This window comes from Microcoleus sp., from assembly GCF_041354475.1.
Classification (GTDB): Bacteria; Cyanobacteriota; Cyanobacteriia; order Cyanobacteriales; family Microcoleaceae; genus Microcoleus.
The window spans coordinates 22,083-44,220 of the sequence record NZ_JBGJZU010000014.1 but is presented as its reverse complement, the minus strand read 5'-3'; the positions used below and the strand labels follow the sequence as shown (position 1 = coordinate 44,220).

The following is a 22,138-nucleotide window of genomic DNA, read 5'->3' as shown; positions in this document are numbered from 1 at the left end:
GATGGGTAAGGTTAACTGTTTTAACAATCAGGAGAAAGAATTGATGAAAGGGCGATCGCTATTTTATTTAACGCTAAGTCTGTTAGTATTCAGTGTTAATCCACTACCAGTCAGGTCACAGAACTTACAACCACAATTAGTAGTACAAAATACGACAAATGCTTTTCCTGATTGGACGTGGGCTAATTTAGAGAAAATTCTTTCGGAGCTACAAAGAGATTATGTAGGAGATAATTCGAGCCTAACTCGTCTGGTTTCTTTTTACTTTCCACCTGGTTTTGCTAAAGGTCAGGTTGCTTTAAGCGTTTATGGAAGTGGTGGTATAGAATACATTGTAGCACGAGAGGGTATTCAGATTCCAGGTCTTAGCACAATTCGTGTGGCCGGTTTTGCCCCAAGTATTCCTATTAGGGATCGAGACAAATATCCAGGGATATCTCAGTTTCCTCAAAGTCTCTACCAACAAGGGAAGGTAATTCTTGTCAGATTAAGCACTCTCCGATTCATTGAGCGTTTTACTAGCATGGCAAAGTCTGGAATAAAAGTTAAATTGTCAGATGGTCGCAATGCTTATTACTCAAATGAGTCAGCTTGCAGTTCGCTTGAGCCACAACAAGAGTTTCAATCTTCATTTGTTTGTGTTAGTAGTAAGCTGGGTTCAATAGAAAACTTAAGGATTCTTGACTCTATTATTACCAGAAAATTAATAGAAAAATAAAGGAGCAATACCAATCGATGCTAAACTTAAAGAACTCAACCAAGTTGGTCGCATTACTAATCGGCACAATAGTCATTGTTTCTATGTGGGCAACATCAGTCAACGCTCAAACGGAACTCACAGAAAACTCGAAATTAGCACTTAATGGCATCGGACCGATCCGAGTTGGCATGACAGTTGATGAAGCATCGCGGGCTACTGGAGTGAGGTTGGTGAAAACCCTAAGTGCGGGTCGTACTGAAGAGTATTGTTCCTATTTTGAACCGCAAGGAGAGCCAAAAGGAATTAGCTTTATGGTAATCAACGGTCGTATTTCCAGAATAGATATTAGCAGCGATCGCATTACTACGATTAAAGGAGCTAGAATCGGGGACACTGAAGAACGAATTTTCTCTTTATATCCAGGGCAAATTCAAGCAACTAGACATCCTTACCAGGGACGCTCACCTTACAATGGAAAATACCTAACATTTGTACCTAAAGATGCGACTGATAAAAACTACCGCATAATTTTTGAGACTAGCAAAAATCGTGTAGAGCGCTTTCGTTCTGGTAAACTTCCTGAAGTTGAGGCGATTGAAGGCTGCTTTTAATACGAGAAGCAAAGTGAATGAATTAGAAAAGTATTGAATACGGACATAGAGGAGGAATAGCACTCAATGCGAAAGTTAAACAGTTTACCCAAGTTTGTTACCTTACTAATCGGCACAATTGTCATTTTTGTGGTTTGGGTAACATCAGTCAACGCTCAAGTGCAACTCACAGAGCGATCGAAACTAGCGCTAAACGGCATAGGGCCGATTAGAGTCGGGATGACAGTTGATGAAGCCTCGCAATCTGCTGGAGTTAGATTAGTCAAAACCCAAAGTGGTGGTGAAGAATATGGATGTTTCTATTTTAAGCCACAGGTCGAGCCAAAAGCAATTAGCTTGATGGTAACAAAAGGTCGCATTGCCAGAGTGGATATTAACAATGAGCGCATAACTACCATCAAAGGTGCAAAAATTGGGGATACTGAAGAGCAGATTTTTTCTCTATATCCTGGGCAAATTCAAGCAACTCCTCATCCTTATGTAAGTAGACCACCTCGTAATGGGAAATATCTAACTTTTGTTCCTAAAGACGCGGCTGACAAAAACTACCGTATTATTTTTGAGACAAGCGGTAATCGGGTAACAAGATTTAGGTCTGGCCAACTGCCAGAAGTTGAGTATATAGAAGGCTGTTTGTAATCTGGCAAGTAATTTGTGTTTGTGATATCAACTACAAAGGAGACAAAAAAGATGATGAAAAAAGGTAGAGTATTTTTCGGTGCAGTTGCAACATTGGTGATTTTAGGAGTTGGCTGTTTGGTCGAATCAAAGCACAGCATGGGGTTAGCAACGAAAACTAAAAGCTTACTAGCAGCAGGATTACCCGGTGAGTTGAAAATAGCTCAATCACAAGATCCATGTCCAAGAGGCCCTAGCGTTGCTCCAACTAAAGAAACTAGGAAAATTAGAGAGGAAAAATTTGGCTTCTCGTTTGATATTCCAACGAACTATCAAACTGAAAAAATGCAGGATAATACTCTGACGATAAGTTTGTACAACCCTGCTGATATTAAATTATTAGAATGTGGCAAAAAGAATCGGCTCCGTGGTGCCGGTCATGGAACTTTACCTGTGTGGGTGACGGTACAACCAACCACACCTGAAACTCGCCTTCTTCCTGAACTTAGTGCAACTACTCTGAGATTAGAAAATATTAGAGAGACAACAATTGCTAAACAAAAAGCTTTCGTTTACAGTACTAAGCATAGTCTAGATGGAGCAGAAATAGATAAGGCAGATACTTATTTGAAAGCTAGTTTACTTACCCCAGACCAGCGAAATATAGTTACCATTTATACTCGTAACTTCGGAGGGAAAAACATTGGTTCTGTTGAGCAGAAAGTATTTAACACAGTGATTTCATCATTTGCTTTTGTGATATAATTGCGTACAAAGAGAGGAAAGATTATGAAAGGGCGATCTATTTTGGGCTTGATAGTAAGTTTTGCAATAACATCTCAAAGTGTTTTCACACAATCTATAGCTGTAGAATCTAAAAGAGATAGCGTTACCCCATCTCAACAGGAGGCAAGTGCAATCCTTCAAGCTATCTGCGGTCGAGATGATGTGTTTCCTAATCGCGAACGGGGTGGCCAATTAGCTTGTAGAAAATGTCCCTCATTTACTGGAGCGGGCAGTAGAGGTTCTTTGAGTCCATTTACTCTTGAAAAAGTTGTGTATGGCAGTTTTACCCAAGCTGGTACTCGCGAGGCTTTAGCTGATTTTGATGGTTGCGAATCACACGGTCAATTTTACGGAGGAAGCGTATTGCTGCGACGTTCGAGTCAAGGGTGGTCAGCATTGCGATATGAATCGGGGTTGCGCTCGAATAACTGCCTCAAATTTCCTAGTAAGAACGGTCGAGACTTACTCGTATGCCAGGGCTACTATGCACAAATGGGCCACTCTTATGATTGGCTAGATGCTATACAAATTGGCTCATCTGAAACCCAAAAAAGTCAGCAGATCCACCTAATTTCTAAAACAACTTTCAATCCTCCATTTTATGAAACGCGGATTGAAGACTGGACAGCACAGGACATTGACAAAGATGGTCGCCCAGATTTGAGCATTAGAGTAAGAGAGGCAAAATCTGCTACCAAACCCCTTGGCTTTGAGGCTAGATTTGCTTCTCACCTTCCAAATCCTACCTTCCATCGACTGACATTTTTATTCGATGGTCAGTCGTTTCGTGCAACGCCAGATACAGCACAACTCAAGCAGCGTATCGAACGTAAATAGATTTTTAGCAAGCTGAGAGGAAAAAATATGAAAGGGCGATCGCTTTTGGGTTTGACAATAAGTTTGACAATTTTGTGTACTTGTTCTTTAGCAGTATTTGCAAATTCTGACCGATATCCGACCGATGCCGAACTTAAGAAGTTGAGGCTGGATCTTGAGAAACAGATTAATTTATTACAACAAATTACCAGAAAAGATCCTCCAGAAATTAACCAGTTGAGGACTTTGCGATCGGCTTGGTCAAAAGTAGATCCAGGTGTGGTTTCTTTTTTGGGTTCGTACAGAGCATTAGAAGAAGGAAAATTTATTTATCCTTCAAATACCAAAGGTCGTGTTTGTATCATCGATACTTATCTTATGGGTAGAGGAGGAAGCACAGCAGAATCCAACGGTATATTATTTACGGTTGGTTCCGTATCTAATGGAACAATCCGCACCACTAACAATCATGTATTTATTCAAAAAGGAGATTATTTAGGAGACACATACGTTCAAAAAGACGAAGCAAGGCTTTACGGTTATAATCTGATAGGTTCATTAAAACCTCCAAGCGTTACACATATTCCTGGGTTCAACATAAACTACTTACCCGATTGGGTAAAGCAGGAAATAATTCAAAAGTTTAAGGAAGCTGGCTGTACTGCTTCACTGCCAAACAGACGGTAGTATTTATAACACTGAAACAATCAACACAAAAATGAGGATTAAGTTTATGAAAGAGATCTCGCTTTTTGGCTTGATGGTAGGTTTTGTAATTTTTGGTGCTGGTTCTGAATCAGTTTTGGCACAAACAACGATCGCAGTTCCAGCTATAAAATTCTGCGTTGATTCGGGAATCAATGTATCTAGAGGAGATTCCTTACAATTTTCAGCAAGTGGTCAAGGAAGTTACGGTTATGAAGGCTCGCCTGTAAATAGTACCCCCCTAACTAATCCTGATGGCGACAGGTTTGTGAATGGAGTCAATATCGGTAAAAAGGATGACCCTAATGCTATATATAAAGGTTTTATTGGTGGGCTTGTAGGTAAGGTTGGTACAAATGGCAATTATTTTTTTATAGGCTCAAATAATCAACTATCTATGGGTCAGTCGGGAAGGCTATTTCTTTGCTATAACGATGTAGCTAATTCCTTCAATAACAATACTGGAGGTTATAGAGTCTCTATTAATAGAATATCCGATCCAAATCAACAAAATACAGCAGGACGCCCTCTCCAAACCAACAGACTACCACAGGGCGATCGCCCTGTGGTAGCCCAGAATGTCAACCAGTTTAACCGCTTTGAGATTGGAAAGCTGAGTACAGGTGAAAAAATACTGCGCGTTCCCCCCGAACAAATGTTGCAAAGTCCATTCAAAGAAGCTATGCGACAACCCCTTAGACCAATATCTGACGAGCAAAAACAATTTATTTCAAGAGAAGACTCCGGGATTTTTTTATGGAATGGCAGAAAGCTGATATTTACTGGTCTGGGAGTTGCTACGCTAGCAGATTTAAAAATCGGGAATCAGACTTACTGGGTTACTCTTGTTACTTCAACTTTTGGCGACGGCCCCTTGGAAATCTCTCAGCCAAATTTTGTCAATTCAAAAAGAGTAATTTTAAGTGGTGCTGAACCCCACAGAGGCTCAAGCAGTCCTACTACTCCAGTAAACTCTCTTAGTGAATTGAAAATAGACTCTAGTAAAAATGGCTTTTTTTACGGCACTGTTAGGTATGGAAATGGCTGGAACTATCCAGTTATTACCTATTTATTAGACCTCCGCATTGCTGCTGCAAATCCCAATCAAAATGTGGTGGTGTGTGAATCTTCTAGATACACGTATCTACGAAGTGGGGTTTCTCCTACAAAGGAGAACCCAGATTGTAGAACGGGGCAACAGGTGATAGCAAGGCGATCGCTTTCTCCCAGCCAACAGACACCGACAGCAGGGCGATCGCCCTCTTCAAATCAACAGAATCCACAGAGACAAACCCAGATCAATGGCGATGACACAATAGTTTATAATAATATTGTGTGTAGTGGTAAAACCAGAAATTTTTTAGGACAAGAATCTCCGGCTTCTTGTAGGAGCAAAGAAGCAGATTCTCGACTTATATTCAATAGCATCACATGGGAGAGACAAGCAGATCGTTCCATCAAAGTTGAAATGAAAGTATTCAATCAAGGTTCTGCTGAAGCTTTAGTCCAGATATATAATTCCAAGAAACAGCTAGTGAAGATTAAAATCATTGAGGGTAATAAACCTCCCACAGGATTGATTGATTCCGGTATTGATATGTTTACAAGGTTTCCTGTCTCCTTGTTTAATCAATATTCTTTGACAGATGCCAGGAAAAATTTAAACGAGCAAGAGTTTTCGGATAACAATAAGAATAGCCTCATTATTCCGCCTGGGGGATATTTAAAAATAACCAAGTCAAGTAACGAAGCATTTAGGTATAATGCTGCTATGTTATCCCTTGAGTTAGTATTGCTCACTCAAGGAGATCCAGGGTTTGCTAAAGACGAGACAGTGAAGCAATTTGTCAAAAGATTTGCCGAAGAAGCATATTTTTCCCGGACATCCAAAACCACTATCAACTTCTTCAAGAGTGAACCTAGTAGTCAAGCTATGTTCACAATGGATTTGGTCGATCCTAATAAAGCTGCTGAAGTATTCAAACAATTAATTGAGTTTTCAGTCTCAGGGGAAAGCGATCCATCTAAAAACCCATTTATAGGAGCTTTCCTAGATGTATATAAAGATGTCGGTAACATTGGTCTAGAAATTGCCCTTGATAAATTCATCCTGCCAGGACTGGGTACATTTGTAAAAGCTACTAGAATAACTGGCAGTAAGTTAAACACATTTGCAAGAGGGGCAGACCTTTATTATGCTACAGCAGCAGGCGAAAAAGCTACTATTACCTTAGAAGATGCTGATAAACTTCGCAATTAAAATTGCTATTTCAATAGTTAATAAGCTGGCATTCTAAGCTTGTAGATGAGAAATAATGAAAATAAGGAGATTACTTATGAAAGCGCGATCGCCAATCACCATTACAATTAGTTTAGGCATTTGTACGGTATTTGGAGCTTACTGTCTGACAAAACCCCAAACTGCAAATGCTGAACCCGCACCTATGTTTAGACCCATTCTTAGAGAGATTCAAACTCAGCTTCCTAGAGGATGGGTAATGCGCCTACCTTCAAGTGTTAATATCAGCGAAATTCAACTTTACCCACAAGTCATTACAACCATCCCAGGAGAGTTTGCTGTCTGGCTAAATTCACAACCGAACTGCACGAGTAGATCCTGTCAATTTGGAATTATTACGGTAGCGCAAAATTCAACCTATGATAATAATCTGCGTTCCAAATCCATTTTTACCCTTAAGGAACTTGAAAGAGTTAACGAAATTAGAAGGCGTGGTTATGAAAATTGGACAGAAGCTGATAAAAGAGACTTGATCCGCTCAGAGATGGCAGTCCTAGAAAGGACACCTATCACTTTAAAGCAAGGTATTGAGGGTCTTTTCGTCGTTCAAAATTCTGGAGGGGCTTCAACTCCACCTTCTTTGAGCGTGATTTGGAAGCAAGATGGTCTAAATTATCGGGTAAGTCTAAGAGGCGGATTCGATCGCCAGCGCAATATTGTATCACAACGCGATAAATCAGCATTGATTAATTTAGCTAGTTCTATGGCTAACGAATCTCCGATTCAAAGTGTCAGATAAAAAATGAGGATAAAGTTTATGAAAGTGCGATCGCTTTTGGGTTTAACAATAGGTTTGACAATTTTGTGTGCTTGGTCTTTAGCAGTATTTGCACAGTCGAGACAGGCTACGGATAATTCTCAGATGATAAGCTGGCCGCAAAATGTTGCTCAACAACCCAAGTCTGAGCTTATAACTTGGAGAGAATTTGTAGAACAAGGTGGGGGACGTGAGATCCGTACTGATTACGACTTACCTGAAGAATTTAGGAATGGTTTCGTTTACTTTAATTATAAACTTAGTGCGATTCAAGCCTATATTTTTAATAGCGGTTTATCTAGCTACCCACCTCTAAATGGTGGAATAGAGTCAATTGACGCTGCTCTAGGAGAGAAGTATGTAAAATCTGGCAAAGCAATTAAGTTTTACTGGAATTTAGGTAACTCTGGTTTGAAATATGCAAATGACACTCAAGTTAGATTCTCAGAGAAAGGAACTGGTCGTTTTGGAAGTACCTATTTAACAGCTCCTTTTATGACTAATGAGCAAATCAGCCGCATTCTGCGTTCAGGAAGACCGATTCCACAAAAAAAATGAGGTAAATATGAAAAAGCGATCGCCCATAATCATCACCATCATCACCGCAATCCTAGCCGCCAGTATACAATGTGTAACGGCCCAGCGATCGCCAAATCAAGGGCAATTGCTAGCCAATGCTCAGCTATCTGACAAACAAACAAATCAGCTTAAGTCTCTCGGAGTTAAAGTTGCCGTTCCTAGCTATATTCCCGCCGGATTTCAGGTGGCGAGCGTTCAAGTTAAACCTTGTCCTTCAGGAGTCCGCCGTTTTTGCCCTAACTACGCAATCATCTATCGCAACCCCAATAACTCTTGCTTTGCTATTGAATCCACCGGTGGCGGTATTGGCGATATGCCATCGGCTGACTTGGAGCAGAGTTATCCAGTCAACAATTCAATATTGGGCAAAAGTGAAGTGTTAAAATATCGTAAAAACGATCGACTTTCTGGCCCTACTTTAACAGGATCTTGGATGGGGAAAGGCCCATTTTACAGATTTACTGGTGCGGGTTCTCGTCTTTTCTTAGATACACCGACTCCAGAGTTATCTAATTGTAAGGACATTAGCCCCCAAGAAGCTGTCCGGGTTTGGGAATCTCTGCGATACTTGCCCTAAAACTCTTAAATAATAGCAGCATATTGTCCTCAGTAACCCCTATATTACAGTTTTTGAATTCGACTGCTTTTGATAACCCGATCGACAGTCACGTCTAATTCTGGGAAAGTTGGAGAAATAATGCGATCGCAGTCTGTAAACCCTTGAACCTGATAACTCCCATCTACTAAATGGTAAACAAAAACGTTAGGAACTTTTGGATTACCCAGATAATATCTAGATGCGATCGCCAAAAAATCCACAATCCAATATTCACAAATACCCAGCCGTTGATATTCATCGAACTTATCAACGTAATCATCTTCCCAGTTTGTTGAAACCACCTCAACCGCTAACTGAATCGGTTCCCTTAAAGCACCATAAGCTAATACATTGCTATTCCACAAAGAAGCGCTTACCACCCCAACATCAGGATTTCTACCTTGTTCTTGTCCCCCAGCCATTACAGTTCTAATTCGGATGTCCTTATCAACGATATAATCAAGTCCTAAACGTTCGTTTTCTCCATCAAAACACTTGACCAGATAGCGCGCCACATTTTTATGAGCTCTTGTTGCGTCCACCTCGACCATTTCTCCGTTTACAAGTTCGTAGATGCCATAACCATCAGGATACTGTTCGAGAAAATCCTCAAAAGAAAGTTTAACTGCTGTTTGCACCATAACTAATTTTTTTTTATACTTGTGTGTTAATTCTAATCATTTTTAACTAAACTTAAACCAACCGCTACGCAAACTCAAAAACAGGTGTTTCAATCACCCTAATAGGCTTTCTATCTTCCCAAATCATCTTCTGCAACTGTTCCACAGTTTCAGGTAAAAAAAATCGCTCTCCCGTTTCCAAACACACTCTAGCAGGAACATTTTCAATAATAATAAATTTACCATTGAGTTCAAGCGTGTAAGTTACCTTTTGTTCCACCATTGTTTCTTTCCAGATGTCATTGTTCATTTTGATTTATCCTTAACTTAAAATCAATCCAAATTTTCGGATCTGGCTCGTATAAAGTAATGATTTTTACCAAAGGACGAGATGGATAACTGCACTGAACGTGCAAAGGTCTATTGGTATACGAATATATTTGCCAAACACAGATGCACCCGTCAAGAACAGGCAGGATGCTTGTTACACAATAATTATGGGAGAGGTCTAATAGTTTCATATAATATCCATAATTTAACATATCAAAGCAAAAATTGTTAACCTGTGGCGGAACCAACCAAACATCAGCCAAAATATAAAAAACGCCATTCCCCCAACCGCCATGACAGACATCCACCAAATCGTCACCGCCCTAGAAGACAAAGAATACAAACAAGCCGCCCAACTCATCAAACAACTTCAAACAGAATCCCCCGAAAATCCCTGGGTGAAATACTACATCGCCCGTTACTACGAACTCACCAATAACCCCAAAAAAGCCGAAACCACCTACAAACAAATACTCCGCGACATCACCAATCCCAAAATCATCTCCCAAGCCCGTCAAGGGATTCAACGGATTGAAACCGCAGCACAAGATAGACTCCAAGAAGCCATAGAAACCGCCAAAAACGACCCCAGCAACCTCGAACCAGCACTCCTGATCCTGGAAGCCGTCACCCCCGAAGACAAACCCGCAGCCATCCAAAATATCAGCAGAATCTTTCAAACCGACACCTATACAACTCGGATGCAAGTTCAAAGCCGCGGCTGGAGACTGTATAAAACCGGCCCCATCGCCGAACTCCAAATCTACGGCGAAGAACTCCTCAACGCCGGAATCCCCGTATTCTGGGGAACCCTAGCCGATATTCAAAAAATCCAAATCTTTCGAGTTCAACACTTCCAATCCCTGTCTCCCCCCGTCGTGGTTTGTAAAGATACACTGGATAGACTAGGTGCGATCGAATTTAACTGGTCAGAAATCAGCCAAAGAGTAGAAGGATTATTACCCATGTTTATGGAAATCATGGACTACTCACCCCATCGCAGAACCGAGCAATTTCGCCACAAAGAAATCACCCAAGATTACGCTCAAATCTGCGATTTACACATCCCTAGTCGCCACTGTATTCTCCGAATTTGCGACCAAAGTTACGAATTTCAACAAGGAATTGACTTTACCCAAATTTCAGCAGATATTCCCGCTTCAGCCCCCAAAAAACCCAAATCTGGTTCCCAAAAACCTCGACAAATCCCTCAAAGTACCACCAGAATCAACTGGAATCACTTACTAGAAATACTTGACCAACAGCTTGATGTGACAGTGTGGTCAGAATTTACTCCCTTTGCCGAGACAGTTCTGGATTACACTCATATGTTAAGCAACATCGAATCTTATGTAGAGGTCGATCGCAAATCCGAAACCCCTTGGGACCCTGCTTTCCAGCTATACAGCGGATTAGCCTTCCTGAAAAACCTAGGAAATAGGTAATAGTAATAAAAAGTTAAATATTAAAAATCACAAACACCAGTGTTAAATTTTTAATATTAGTATTTGCAATTTTCCTATTACCTATTACCTATTACCTATTACCTATTACCTATAGCAATCCTAAATCATTTGTGAATTTCTTACTCCCTCCCCTTCATAAGGGGAGGGTTGGGGTGGGGTAAAAAACTTTACGACTCATTTAGGACTGCTATATTACCTACTTGGTTTTTACCTGACGAGCCATTTCCCGGAAATTATTCATGCTGGGTCCAGGAGTCCTACGGCTGGTATTTGGTGTTGGCATTAAATTATTAGGAGCAAAGGTCAGAGTCGGTTCGCTAGAACTCGATACTTTTCCGTTAGTTGCTGCTGCTGTGGCTACTTTCACAGGTTCTTTTTCTGGCTGAGGCTTTTTGGCTGTTTCTGTCTTGGGTTTCTTAGCGGGTTCCGATTTGGGATCACTCGCTTTTGCTAATGCTGGGAATGCGACTACTGGTTCAGGCTGTTTAGCAGCAGCAAGCTCAACTTTCGGTGACTCCTTCCCATCAGAGTTTCCCAAATCTAGAAAATATTCAGACTTTTTGAAGCCCAATAATCCGCCGATAAACCCGAAAATAGCGCCGAAGAAATTTTTGATAAAACCAAACATTAGATTTACTCCTTTTGTTTTTTTAGAGAAATTTGTCCCAGCTTGTCAACAAAGTTAGACTACGAGGTAAAGAAACCTTTGTCTATATTTATTCATCAAAGTTTACATTTCGTGAGTAAAAACACCCATAGCTTAGTAATTTTTACTCAGTAATAGTAGTCTGAGCTTTGCACTTATTTACGATTATCTCAGAATAGATGACAGATTTCCGACTTAACTCGATCCGATTCGCCATCTGTCCTACTAGGGGTCAAACTCCCTAGGTGAGTGATTTATGCTGTAGTCGATCAGAAATTTCCTCTCCAAATGAACAGTTCGCTCGATCGCAATCCAGTCATCCTGGTACACGGTATCTGGGATACAAAAACAATTTTCAACACTTTGTCAGCCCACCTCAGCCAACTCGGATGGCCTGTACATAGCCTCAACCTCACCCCCAACGACGGTAGCATCGGCCTCGACTCACTAGCGAAGCAACTAGCAGACTACATTTCTGAGGCTTTCGATCCAGAACAGGCGATCGACATAGTAGGCTACAGCATGGGCGGCATAGTCAGCCGCTACTACGTTCAGCGACTGGGAGGAATTAATCGCGTCCAGCGTTTCATCACCATATCTTCCCCCCACAGCGGCACTCTCACCGCCTATTCTCTCCCCTTACCAGGATACTTGCATATGCGTCCCGATAGTGACTTACTGCGAGATTTAAATCAAGATGTCACCATGCTCAAACGCATCAATTTCACATCTATGTGGACACCCTTTGACATGATGATAGTACCTGCAAAAAGCTCCCAAATGCCAGTAGGTAAAGAAGTGAAACTCAATGTTTTGCTGCACCGCCAAATGGTAACAGAACCCCAAAGTATCAACGCCTTAGTTACAGAACTAACAGCACCTATTAAAAATAAAATTTCCAGCTAATCATGAATAGCAATTCTAGCTATAACCCAGTGTTACTGATTCACGGCATCTTCAGAAAATCGGGGATTTTTAATAAAATGTCCGGCTATCTTACCAAACTAGGATGGTCAGTATATAGCCTTGACCTCGCACCCAATTGGGGCAACACCAGCCTGGAAGAATTAGCCCAACAACTGGCCGATTATATAGACACAAACTTCGACCCACAACAGCCTTTAGATTTAGTAGGATTGAGCATGGGAGGTTTGGTCGCTCGCTACTATCTGCAAAGGCTAGGTGGAATTAACCGAGTGCAGCGATTTATTGCCCTATCTTCTCCTCATAGTGGCACTTGGACTGCTTACACTTTGTGGGGAAAAGGCTGTGTTCAAATGCGTCCTGGCAGTGTTTTTTTAGAAGATTTGAATCGAGATGCTAATCTGTTGAAAAAGGTCAATTTTACTTCTATTTGGACACCTTGGGATTTCATCATTGTGCCTGCTTCTAGTTCCCAAATATCCGCAGCTAAAGATGTGAAGTTGTCAGTATTTGCTCATGCTATGATGGCGAGAAATTCTCGGAGCTTAAAAGCAGTTGCTGAAGCACTTTCAGCACCATTGGAAGTTCACCAGTAGGTTAACTTAATAAAACCTAAAATTGTCTTTTCTATTGCAAATGGTGATTATTGCCCCCTGCCATCAAACAGCATCGCCTACTTCGGCATATTCGCTCAGCCCAAAAATTGCCTCAGCTTCACAGTAATACTTGAATTCCAGTATATTGTGAGCAGGGTCTTCTAAGAAGAAAGTGCGGTGCTCTGTAGGCAAACCCACAAACCGTCTTCTCGGTTCTTGATAGAAGTTCAAGTTGTTTTGTTGTGCTTTTTCTAACAAGCTTTCCCAGTCGGCCTCGGAGGTAAAAACTAATCCAAAATGTCGGGGATAGATACCTCTTTGAGGTGTCAAAGGTTCGTGGCTAAGGTGGGCGACAATTTGATTGCCACACAAACCCATAATCACCGAATTCGGGGATTCGCGACCTAATTCGCAGCCGAGCCCGTCCACATAGAAGGCTTTTGTTTGAGCAATATCGCTCACGGGGAAGGCAAGATGAAATAAGACTTTGTTCATGGAGGTAAAAAGATGACTGTGCAGAATTCTGAGTTGTGGTTTAATTATTTATCTTGGTCTAATCCTTGGTTGGTGGCGATCGCCCTTAATACAATTTTACTGGCGATCGCCACGATTACTCCCAAAAAATTACTCACTCCGGCTGGGCAATTTCACGGCTGGCTGTTAGGTGTCATCATCTGGGGTTGTTTGGGATGGCAAGGCTATGCTGTGGTGATGTTCTACTTTCTCGTCGGATCGGGAGTTACTCGGATTGGCCAAGCCCAAAAAGAGGCAGAAGGCATAGCCGAAAAGCGTTCCGGCGCGCGAGGCCCGGAAAATGTGTGGGGTTCTGCTTTAACCGCTACTCTTTGTGCCTTGGGAGTTTTAGTATTATCTATTTTAGGAGAGACAGGCAAGATGCCTGTTTCACAAGAGCTAATTTCCTGGTTATTGCTGGGCTATGCGGCTAGTTTTTGTACTAAACTTGCCGACACCAGTGCTAGTGAAATTGGTAAAGCTTATGGCAAGCGGACGTTTTTGATTACTACTTTCAAGCCAGTACCTAGGGGGACGGAAGGGGCTGTCAGTTTAGAAGGAACTCTCGCTGGTATTTTCGCCTCTATTCCGATCGCACTTTTGAGTTGGGCTGTGGGTTTAATAGACTTGACAGGAATTGTTTTTTGTGTTATTGCAGCTTTTATTGCTACTAACATCGAGAGCGTGATTGGGGCAACCCTCCAATCAAAGTTTGAGTGGCTCACCAATGAAGTGGTGAATTTTATCAATACTCTGATCGGAGCGATCGCAGCGATCGTGTTAGCCTCAGCCTGGACAGCTTTTTTCGCTTAGTTATAAATCACCAGTCATTAGTCTCAAGCGGTCAATTCATGAATGACTAATGACTAATGACCCTTCGACTACGCGGTTCCTGAGCGGAGCGGTGCCCTGAGCGGAGTCGAAGGGTCGAAGGGCAGGGCACCGCTAATGACTAATGACTAATGACTAATGACCAATGACCCATGACCAATGACCAATCACGAATAACTAATCTTCTTGGGGTCCAAAAACCATTTGTAAAATCATTGTCGGTTCGCCCCGCTGGTGATAGCGATCGGCCCAATTGCGAATAATTTCATCTAATTCCTCAACAGCTTGGTCAAGCCGTTCCGGCGGGATATCCAAGGTTTCCATAACCCGCATCACTTTAGGTTGCTTTTCGGCCCAATCTTGCATCAGGCGGAAATATCTAGCAGTATCTTCCACCATAGTGAAAGTCCGTTCTTCCTGCTCTGCGGGAGAGTAAGTAGCGCGAGTGAGGGCATAAAACGGCATTCCCCAAGGAGAATCAATACGAGTCACGGTTCCCGAATAGATCAAACGGCGTTTGATGTGTTCTGCTAGAGCTTCACTCAAAGGCATCCGTCTTTCTGGAGGCATTTCTTCTTGCGATCGCCGGTGCAGAAACTCGATCAACTCCATAAACTGAAAAGAATTGATTAATTGAGCATCTGGCGGATTAGGAGGAATCTTTCCTTCCAGATATTTTTTTTCATCCGCCGTCAAGCTAGTAGCAGGAATGCGAGGGCGTCCCGGAACCCAAGGATACTGTTCCAGCCAGACATAAGGAAACTGAATTAAATATCTAGGTTCTTGGGAGCCCAGCATTTTCAGCAATTTCCCCGTTGTCAGGGCTTCCCGAACTTCCTCGACAATCACCTTCACCCGTTTAGGCTCAATGTGATGCAAGTGTCCAGTCATCCGCAGGTTATGCTCCTGCTCCATATAAGTCATGTAAATCGCACACTTAGCCGCCGTTGCAGCCGCGTCTAGAAACGCACCGTGCCTGTGCCCACTGGTTCGCATGGCGCTAAACGCCAAATAAAGCATGATCTGATCCATTGCGCTAGGGCTGAGGCTTTTGACCAGATCCAAGGAGTCATTTTTCATTTTTATTCTCTCTGGCAAACCCCCACCATAGCTAGACTCAGCACTGGTTGGGGAGGAAAAGGAGGGTAGGGTAACAACAACATATCAGTTAAGTCAAGCTTTAGCTGAAGAAAGCGGTTTTAATTCCAGGCCAGACAAAATAAAGGCACCATCTATTACCACAACAGATGAGAAGCTCTCGATACCGTGACTGACCAGGGTAGAGCCTTCTAGGGGTAAAGACCTTGGGGATCTAAACCCCTTTGGAATCCAGCATAACTGACTGTCGTCAGAAAGGTTGCTACCAATCCCCCTATTTACCAATTTAATTGGGCAAAATGCTCCCGCGACTCGCTAGAATAAAAAATCTACCAACTACTGCCGATTGGCCACAGGCTGAGCAAGTCCTTGGCTAGTAATTAAATAGACAAAATGGTACACTTATTGACAAACCTCTAAGTGTATTTATGTTTAAACCTCACCAATTTGCTGAAAAACTTGGACTTTCTGTAAAGACCCTTCAGCGCTGGGATGCCAGCGGAAAGTTGCCAGCCAAGCGTACCTTGTCAGGTCATCGATTCTACACAGAAGATGACCTTTTGATAGCCAACGGACTCAAGCCCATAGAAGCCAAGAGAAAAACAATTGTCTACTGCCGAGTTTCTTCTAGCAGTCAAAAGCCAGAATTAAAAAATCAGGTACTGGCAATGGAAGCTTTTTGTCTAGGTAGAGGGTTTGCCGTCGATGAGTGGGTATCAGAAATTGGGGGCGGACTAAACTTTAAGCGAAAAAAGTTTCTAGCAATTATGCTGTCAATGCTTAAAGGTGAAATATCAACCATAGTAGTTGCACACAAAGATAGAATGTGCCGTTTTGCCTTTGAATTTATTCAAGAACTTGCAATCTCAGTCGGATGTGAAATTGTAGTAGCAAATCAGGAGTCGTTGTCTCCTCAACAGGAATTAGTGGAAGATTTGATGGCGATAATTCATTGCTTCTCTTGTCGCCTTTATGGTCTACGAATTTACTCTAAACAAATCAAAGAAAACTTGAAAAATGCTATTGACAAACCTATACAAGAGCTATCAGAATCAGATAAAAAAGACATACAGTGTTGAGGCCGAACAATGCTTTTGTCCATCAAAACAAAGTTAAAGCTAAATAAGAATCAAGCAACAATAATGTCTAGACAAGTCTTGGATTTGTCTAGCAGTCTAACTCTAGATAAATGGCGGTTAAAGGTTGATTTGATAGTGTTTTGCTACACCAAAAATTATATTCTTGTCACTGGTAACAAAAAGTAGATTTGTCTCCCGAATCTGAAAAACTAGAATTATCGAAAATCCGAGCTATCGGCTGAACAGCTCGAAACCAACCTCTAACCAACTTTGTGGAATAATTTGATTTCATCCAAGGCCATTAAAGTTATTGTAGCGAGTTAGTTTCAGTGCTGGCGGAGCTGAAATCACGGCGTTGAGTATTTCTGCTGGGAGGACGATCGCCTCTTTGTTGAGTTTGCGCTGACAACATATATTGAGCAGTGGAAGTTTCTAACTGTGCGATAGGAGATTCAATAGATAGACCAGCGGTAGCACTCAAGAAGATGCCAGACAGGCTCAATAAAGCAATTGCGGTGTAGTTTTTCATGGGTAGTATCCGTATCGGTGTATATTTATAGATACGGACACTACTCAGGCAGATCGGGATGAATTTATATAAAATCTATTGTTTTAGTAATGAAAAACAGCCTTGATGCACTGCTAATTAGATTGCTATAATATACAAAACCGCCAAATAGGAGACTCACTGTCTCCATAAATGGCGGTTGAAGGTTTAGACTTTCTCATCACATAAAAGGATATCCGAATGACAATAAACAAGAAGTGAAGTTACCAGGCAAATCTGAAAAACTAGCAGCCCAGAAAATCAGATTGAGCGATCGACACAGACGGTCAAAACAAACTCAATAACGGAACTCGCTTTCATGCAACGTCATTAAAATGCTTGTAGGAGATGAAACTCTCGGCGTCCGCTGCCTCTTTCAGGAGAACGATCGCCCTTTTGTTGAGTTTGGGCAGAGAAAATGTAGTTCGCGGTGGCAATTTCGAGCAGTTCGACTAGAGATGAAAAAACTCGATCGACCTTAGCGCTCAAAACACCAAGTAAAGGAAGAAATGTGTAATTTTGCATGAGGTTAATATCCGTGTCAGTGTCTATTAACTGATACAGACTCTCCCCCATCTATCAGGATAAAATTCTGGGAAATTTCAGGACTTATGCAAAAAACCTGATTTTGGCAACTCAACTGCCTCCACCAGCAGCCACAAACCAGCTAAATTCAGCCTCCCCCACACTTTCAGAAGCTTCTGAGTTTCGCAACTGTGTAAAAACTCGTCGATTTGAGGATCTAAAGTCACCAGTTTCCAAATTCGATCGCCATGGGAAGGCGCATCAGTCAGCGTCAGGGCGTAATCTTGTTCGCCTCGGCGGTGGAAAATCCCATGCCAGGGACTTTGAGTATTTCTGCTGTCAGCGATCGGTTTATCTACGGACAAAGGACAATTGCCACTGGCGGGATATGAAGAGGGTCGATCGAGATAATAGCGTTGCCAGTATAGCCAATCCGATCGACTCGGTGTCAAATTAAATAAAGGAATAACTGCCGCCCTAGCCTCCACATCTTGCAGCAAAGCCTCCTGCAAAACTCTGACTGGCAAATCCCGCGGCTGACATCCCCGCCGCACACACAAAGCTGCCGCCATCCCCGCCGCCTGTCCAATATTCATTACCGTAGGTTGCAAACGAGTGGCACCATTAGCGATGTGAGAAACAGAAATATTTTTTTCGCAAACTAGCAAACCATCGGTATTCGCCGGAATCAGCGCACTGTAAGGAATGGTAAAAGGAGTTCCCGTCCATCGCCCGCCCCAGCGGATCGATTTTGGCTGCAAGGGAATGTCGCCACTAGGATAGTGGTGATCGTTGGCGTAGTTGCCGATCGCAATTGTTTCACAAATTCCCTCAGCATTTATGGGCAACTTCGCGACTCTGCCGCCGGCAACGGGCAAAATATCTTGTTCTCGGATTGTTTTTACTCCTTGCAAGCGGCGACTTTCTCGGTAGTAGGGGTGGAGGGCGAAGGCTGAAGTCAAGCCTTCCCTAGGCCCAGTCAAGCCCTCCCCAGTCAACCCCTCCCTACCCCCAGTCAACCCCTCCCTACCCCCAGTCAACCCCCCCCTACCCCCCCCAAGGGGGGAATGAAAACCCCCCCCAAGGGGGGAATGAAAACCCCCCCCAAGGGGGGAAGGAAATAAGGCAGAATTCTCTCCTTGGGGGGAAGGAAATAAGGCAGAATTCTCTCCTTGGGGGGAAGGAAATAAGGCAGAATTCTCTCCTTGGGGGGAAGGAAATAAGAGAGAACTTTCGGTTAGGGGGGAAGCAAATAAGGCAGAACTTTTAGAAGTGGGGAAAATGTTCTCTGCTAAACCATAGCGGCGGCCTAGTTGGGTTTGAATGTAGCGGGCGAAACTTTGGCTATGCCACAGACTTTCTTGGAGGAATTCTGTTTGCGATGTTTCAGATCCAATTAGTCGATCGACCTTAAAGCCATAATCATTACCCCGAATCGGCCAATTAATCATTAGCAACCCACCCGGAAGTCGGCCATAATTTAGAAATTCTTCAGGAGTATAATTATCCCAAGCTCCGGTAAAGCGATCGGGATCGTGAATCGGTGGCGCGGGAATTTCTGGCGCTACAGCACCTTCCCCAAAATCCTGCATCATTACTACCCAAGTGGGAGCTTGTATGGGATATGTTTGTGTCAGATCGTTAGGTGCGATCGGTGCGCTAGGTTCTCCAAATTCTGCTTGAAACTCCCAACCCCAACGGTGAGGAACCTCAGCCACAGCCAATAAATCTCCCAATTCCGTGGCATCCAAAGTGACTGTGGCTGACACCATAAAATCGGGGAATTGAACGCCAACAATGCGATCGCCTTCCCTTAGCACACCTTGAACTTTTTGTCCAGAAATCCAGCGCAGATTTGGTAAACACTTAACCCAATCAGCAAAAATGGACGCACCAATGCGCGGATCGTAAGTAAAAAAACTGACCCAGCCCCAATCTAAACCTTCCCCATGTCGCTGCTGAAGTTCGCGGAGAAAAGCACCCCACAAACCAGTCCCAAAAGCGGCTAATTCGTTACCATCGGGAGCGGACACCCCAGCCGAAGTAAGCATACCGCCCAACCAAGGAAACTCACTCACCAAAATAGTTTTGGCACCACAGCGGGCTGCTTGTATGGCGGCTGCTGTGCCACCAGTACCGCCACCAACTACTAAAACATCGGCTGTTAAGACAGAAAACATAAGCACATTTGAGATTTGAAAATATTAGAGTAAGATAGCAATTCCGATCGAAAACAATCTGAAAATGGGGAACCCCGATAGTAAAGTCAGGCGTCGGGTAAATGTCACCATTCATTAGTTACAAAGCAATTCAACATGAACAAAGGTTTTATTTTGTGGTTCACCGGACTGAGCGGTTCAGGCAAAACAACTATTAGCCTAGCTCTGGAACCAGAGTTGAAAGCCAGAGGCTGCAAAGTCGAAATTTTGGATGGAGATGTGGTGCGTACCAACCTATCAAAAGGTTTGGGATTTAGCAAAGAAGACCGAGATACCAATATTCGGCGGATTGGATTTGTCGCTCACCTACTTAGCCGCAATGGAGTTGTCGCCATTACCGCGGCCATTAGCCCCTACCAAGCAATTCGCGACGAAGTTAGAGCCATAGAACCTAACTTTGTGGAGGTATATGTGAAAGCGTCCCTAGAAGCCTGTGAAGCGCGGGATGTCAAAGGGATGTACGCCAAAGCCAGAAAAGGTGAAATTAAGGGGTTTACAGGAATTGACGATCCCTATGAAGCACCCCTTAATCCTGAGATTATTTGTTGCACAGAAAAGGAAAGTGTGACAGAGTGTGTCGAAAAAATTCTGAGTAAATTAGAGGAGTTGGGTTACATTTGATGGTGATGGGTTAGCAAAAGGATCGGGCAAAAAACGATGGTGCTCAAAAGTGATTTGGGAATCAATATTGTCAACGGTTTCACTGGATCAGTGCTGATGGCGATTCTAGTTTCTGCTCCTAGTTGGGCTCAGTTACCTCCGCCCCCTCCTCCCCTAGCCATACCCACGCCCGCGCCCGTACCCGTACCCGTACCCTCCGCGCCGGGATTGCCGCTGGTTCCGGGAACTACGCCAGTCAATGCACCACCGACACCTTCGAGTGTACGATCGGAAGTTTACACTTTAGGAGCGGGCGATCGCATTCAACTGGATATTTTTAATGTCCCGGAATATAGCGGCCCCAACGGTCAACATCAGGTACAGGCTGACGGTTCCCTAAGTTTGCCCTTAATTGGTAGCGTTTCAGTGTACGGGATGACTTTAGAACAAGCAGCCAATAGTGTCAAAGGGCGATATGGTCAATACTTAAAGCGTCCTTGGATTACACTGAAACTGCTGGCCCCGCGTCCTTTACAAATTGCGATCGCAGGGGAAATCAACCGCCCAGGAGCCTATACAATATCCTCAGCGGCGGGCCCCGGAGGCACAGCAGAGCAAATGGGAACTCAAATGCCCACGATATCGCGGGCTTTGCGACTGGCTGGTGGTATTACACAGTCAGCAGACGTGCGACAAATCAAAATCCGCCGCCCCCAACGCAATGCAGCGGAACAAATTATTAGTGTTGATTTATGGGAATTGTTGCAAAACGGTGATTTGCGCGCCGATATGACTTTGCGCGACGGCGATACTATATTTATTCCCACTGTCACTAGCCTCAATCGCCAAGAAGCACCTACTTTAGCAGTTGCCAATATTACCGGACAAAGCACTCAGCCCATTAATATTGCTGTGGTGGGAGAAGTAGCTCGTCCCGGTACTTATACTCTGGCAAAAGATTCTCAAAGTAGGTTACAAGAGAATGACATGGGTGCAAATTCGGGTTTGTTTGGTGCTACGGAGACGGCGGCTAGTGAAACCGTTGTGCAGCAAACAGTCACTAGGGCGATTAAAGTAGCTGGCGGCATTACCCCCGTAGCTGATATTCGGCAAATACAAGTTCGTCGTCAGACGCGGGCTGGTACTGAACAAATTATTAATGTCGATTTGTGGCAACTTTTGCAAACAGGAGATGTATCTCAAGATTTAGTGCTGCAACAGGGAGATACGGTGATTATTCCCAAAGCCGAAAATATTGATGAAACTCAGGGTGCCCAGGTAGCTAATTCTAGTTTTTCACCGGATACAATTAAGGTGACAGTGGTGGGAGAAGTCATCAAACCAGGGGCGATTGCCCTGCGGCCAAATACTTCTTTAAATCAAGCGCTGGTAGCAGCGGGAGGTTTTAATAAAGCGCGGGCAGAAATGGATTCGGTGGATTTAATCCGCATCAATGCTAATGGTACTGTTTCCCGCATCGCGATTAAGGTGAATTTTTCCGCCACTGCTAATGATGAAGCCAATCCTAAACTGCAAAATAATGATGTAATCATGGTCAGGCGATCGGGTCGCGCTGCATTCTCGGATAATGTAGGTGGTACCCTCGCTCCTCTTAATCCTTTATTGGGAATATTCAGATTGTTCAATATTTTTCGATAGCTCGTACAGACGTTGA

The 22,138-nt window shown here is 43.2% G+C and carries 25 protein-coding genes; 17 read left to right on the top strand and 8 right to left on the bottom strand.

The genetic code is table 11. From position 1 onward, the window contains the following. The first annotated feature begins 1 nt into the window (after position 1). From ACBR23_RS07860 to ACBR23_RS07815, 10 genes are all read left to right on the top strand, one after another. Positions 2 to 718: a hypothetical protein gene (locus ACBR23_RS07860; protein WP_371119083.1), complete on the top strand. Its 717-nt coding sequence runs from the start codon at positions 2 to 4 to the stop codon at positions 716 to 718. Between the two features lie 17 nt (positions 719 to 735). Beyond that, positions 736 to 1,311: a hypothetical protein gene (locus tag ACBR23_RS07855; RefSeq protein WP_371119084.1), complete on the top strand. Its 576-nt coding sequence runs from the start codon at positions 736 to 738 to the stop codon at positions 1,309 to 1,311. Between the two features lie 66 nt (positions 1,312 to 1,377). Then, positions 1,378 to 1,950, top strand: a complete 573-nt coding sequence (locus ACBR23_RS07850) for a hypothetical protein (protein WP_371119085.1) — start codon at positions 1,378 to 1,380, stop codon at positions 1,948 to 1,950. Positions 1,951 to 2,001: 51 nt separating this feature from the next. Next, on the top strand, positions 2,002 to 2,694 hold the full coding sequence (locus tag ACBR23_RS07845) for a hypothetical protein (RefSeq protein WP_371119086.1): 693 nt from the start codon (positions 2,002 to 2,004) through the stop codon (positions 2,692 to 2,694). A 24-nt stretch (positions 2,695 to 2,718) separates the two neighbouring features. Continuing rightward, positions 2,719 to 3,552 (top strand): hypothetical protein, encoded by an 834-nt coding sequence (locus tag ACBR23_RS07840; RefSeq protein WP_371119087.1) that lies wholly within the window; start codon positions 2,719 to 2,721, stop codon positions 3,550 to 3,552. A gap of 27 nt (positions 3,553 to 3,579) precedes the next feature. Next, entirely contained in the window at positions 3,580 to 4,218 is a 639-nt protein-coding gene (locus ACBR23_RS07835; RefSeq protein ID WP_371119088.1) for a hypothetical protein, read from the top strand. A 46-nt stretch (positions 4,219 to 4,264) separates the two neighbouring features. Then, a complete protein-coding gene (locus ACBR23_RS07830; protein ID WP_371119089.1) occupies positions 4,265 to 6,496 on the top strand; it encodes a hypothetical protein in 2,232 nt (743 codons plus the stop codon). Between the two features lie 76 nt (positions 6,497 to 6,572). Then, positions 6,573 to 7,274 (top strand): hypothetical protein, encoded by a 702-nt coding sequence (locus ACBR23_RS07825; protein WP_371119090.1) that lies wholly within the window; start codon positions 6,573 to 6,575, stop codon positions 7,272 to 7,274. Positions 7,275 to 7,292: 18 nt separating this feature from the next. Beyond that, positions 7,293 to 7,850, top strand: a complete 558-nt coding sequence (locus tag ACBR23_RS07820) for a hypothetical protein (protein ID WP_371119091.1) — start codon at positions 7,293 to 7,295, stop codon at positions 7,848 to 7,850. Continuing rightward, positions 7,795 to 8,448: a hypothetical protein gene (locus tag ACBR23_RS07815; protein ID WP_371119092.1), complete on the top strand. Its 654-nt coding sequence runs from the start codon at positions 7,795 to 7,797 to the stop codon at positions 8,446 to 8,448. The genes ACBR23_RS07820 and ACBR23_RS07815 overlap by 56 nt, the downstream gene beginning before the upstream one ends. 44 nt (positions 8,449 to 8,492) lie before the next feature. On the opposite strand, the gene ACBR23_RS07810 is transcribed toward ACBR23_RS07815, so the two are convergent. Both ACBR23_RS07810 and ACBR23_RS07805 read right to left on the bottom strand, forming a co-directional pair. Further along, positions 8,493 to 9,110: a Uma2 family endonuclease gene (locus ACBR23_RS07810; protein WP_371119093.1), complete on the bottom strand. Its 618-nt coding sequence runs from the start codon at positions 9,108 to 9,110 to the stop codon at positions 8,493 to 8,495. Between the two features lie 64 nt (positions 9,111 to 9,174). Continuing rightward, on the bottom strand, positions 9,175 to 9,399 hold the full coding sequence (locus ACBR23_RS07805) for a YgiT-type zinc finger protein (RefSeq protein ID WP_371114329.1): 225 nt from the start codon (positions 9,397 to 9,399) through the stop codon (positions 9,175 to 9,177). A gap of 313 nt (positions 9,400 to 9,712) precedes the next feature. Here ACBR23_RS07805 and ACBR23_RS07800 point away from each other — a divergent pair, with 313 nt between their 5' ends. Further along, a complete protein-coding gene (locus tag ACBR23_RS07800) occupies positions 9,713 to 10,864 on the top strand; it encodes a tetratricopeptide repeat protein (RefSeq protein ID WP_371119094.1) in 1,152 nt (383 codons plus the stop codon). A gap of 217 nt (positions 10,865 to 11,081) precedes the next feature. On the opposite strand, the gene ACBR23_RS07795 is transcribed toward ACBR23_RS07800, so the two are convergent. Further along, complete coding sequence (locus tag ACBR23_RS07795) at positions 11,082 to 11,513, bottom strand: hypothetical protein (RefSeq protein ID WP_371114331.1); 432 nt, start codon at positions 11,511 to 11,513, stop codon at positions 11,082 to 11,084. Positions 11,514 to 11,819: 306 nt separating this feature from the next. Between ACBR23_RS07795 and ACBR23_RS07790 the strand changes: the two genes are divergently transcribed. After that, positions 11,820 to 12,437 (top strand): esterase/lipase family protein, encoded by a 618-nt coding sequence (locus tag ACBR23_RS07790; protein ID WP_371119095.1) that lies wholly within the window; start codon positions 11,820 to 11,822, stop codon positions 12,435 to 12,437. 2 nt (positions 12,438 to 12,439) lie between these two features. Next, on the top strand, positions 12,440 to 13,051 hold the full coding sequence (locus ACBR23_RS07785) for an esterase/lipase family protein (protein WP_371119096.1): 612 nt from the start codon (positions 12,440 to 12,442) through the stop codon (positions 13,049 to 13,051). Positions 13,052 to 13,114: 63 nt separating this feature from the next. Here ACBR23_RS07785 and ACBR23_RS07780 read toward each other — a convergent pair whose 3' ends face one another. Beyond that, the gene (locus tag ACBR23_RS07780) at positions 13,115 to 13,546 is read right to left on the bottom strand and encodes a VOC family protein (protein ID WP_371119097.1); all 432 of its coding nucleotides are present in this window, start codon (positions 13,544 to 13,546) and stop codon (positions 13,115 to 13,117) included. Between the two features lie 18 nt (positions 13,547 to 13,564). Between ACBR23_RS07780 and ACBR23_RS07775 the strand changes: the two genes are divergently transcribed. Then, a complete protein-coding gene (locus ACBR23_RS07775; RefSeq protein WP_371119111.1) occupies positions 13,565 to 14,377 on the top strand; it encodes a TIGR00297 family protein in 813 nt (270 codons plus the stop codon). Positions 14,378 to 14,572: 195 nt separating this feature from the next. Here ACBR23_RS07775 and hetR read toward each other — a convergent pair whose 3' ends face one another. Further along, positions 14,573 to 15,475 carry a heterocyst differentiation master regulator HetR gene (gene hetR, locus ACBR23_RS07770; protein WP_371114335.1) on the bottom strand — a complete coding sequence of 301 codons (903 nt, stop codon included), beginning with the start codon at positions 15,473 to 15,475 and terminating at the stop codon, positions 14,573 to 14,575. A gap of 446 nt (positions 15,476 to 15,921) precedes the next feature. Here hetR and ACBR23_RS07765 point away from each other — a divergent pair, with 446 nt between their 5' ends. Further along, positions 15,922 to 16,572, top strand: coding sequence for an IS607 family transposase (locus tag ACBR23_RS07765; protein ID WP_341736540.1), 651 nt, complete (start codon positions 15,922 to 15,924; stop codon positions 16,570 to 16,572). Positions 16,573 to 16,879: 307 nt separating this feature from the next. On the opposite strand, the gene ACBR23_RS07760 is transcribed toward ACBR23_RS07765, so the two are convergent. The 3 genes from ACBR23_RS07760 to ACBR23_RS07750 all read right to left on the bottom strand — a co-directional run bounded on the left by ACBR23_RS07760 (position 16,880) and on the right by ACBR23_RS07750 (position 19,824). Further along, positions 16,880 to 17,101, bottom strand: coding sequence for a hypothetical protein (locus ACBR23_RS07760; RefSeq protein ID WP_371114336.1), 222 nt, complete (start codon positions 17,099 to 17,101; stop codon positions 16,880 to 16,882). A 348-nt stretch (positions 17,102 to 17,449) separates the two neighbouring features. Continuing rightward, positions 17,450 to 17,644, bottom strand: coding sequence for a hypothetical protein (locus ACBR23_RS07755; protein WP_371114337.1), 195 nt, complete (start codon positions 17,642 to 17,644; stop codon positions 17,450 to 17,452). Between the two features lie 77 nt (positions 17,645 to 17,721). After that, positions 17,722 to 19,824 carry an FAD-dependent oxidoreductase gene (locus ACBR23_RS07750; protein ID WP_371119098.1) on the bottom strand — a complete coding sequence of 701 codons (2,103 nt, stop codon included), beginning with the start codon at positions 19,822 to 19,824 and terminating at the stop codon, positions 17,722 to 17,724. 135 nt (positions 19,825 to 19,959) lie between these two features. On the opposite strand from ACBR23_RS07750, the gene cysC reads away from it, so the two are divergent. Both cysC and ACBR23_RS07740 read left to right on the top strand, forming a co-directional pair. Beyond that, entirely contained in the window at positions 19,960 to 20,484 is a 525-nt protein-coding gene (gene cysC, locus ACBR23_RS07745) for an adenylyl-sulfate kinase (protein ID WP_371119099.1), read from the top strand. A 36-nt stretch (positions 20,485 to 20,520) separates the two neighbouring features. Beyond that, complete coding sequence (locus ACBR23_RS07740) at positions 20,521 to 22,122, top strand: polysaccharide biosynthesis/export family protein (protein WP_371119100.1); 1,602 nt, start codon at positions 20,521 to 20,523, stop codon at positions 22,120 to 22,122. Positions 22,123 to 22,138 lie beyond the last annotated feature (16 nt).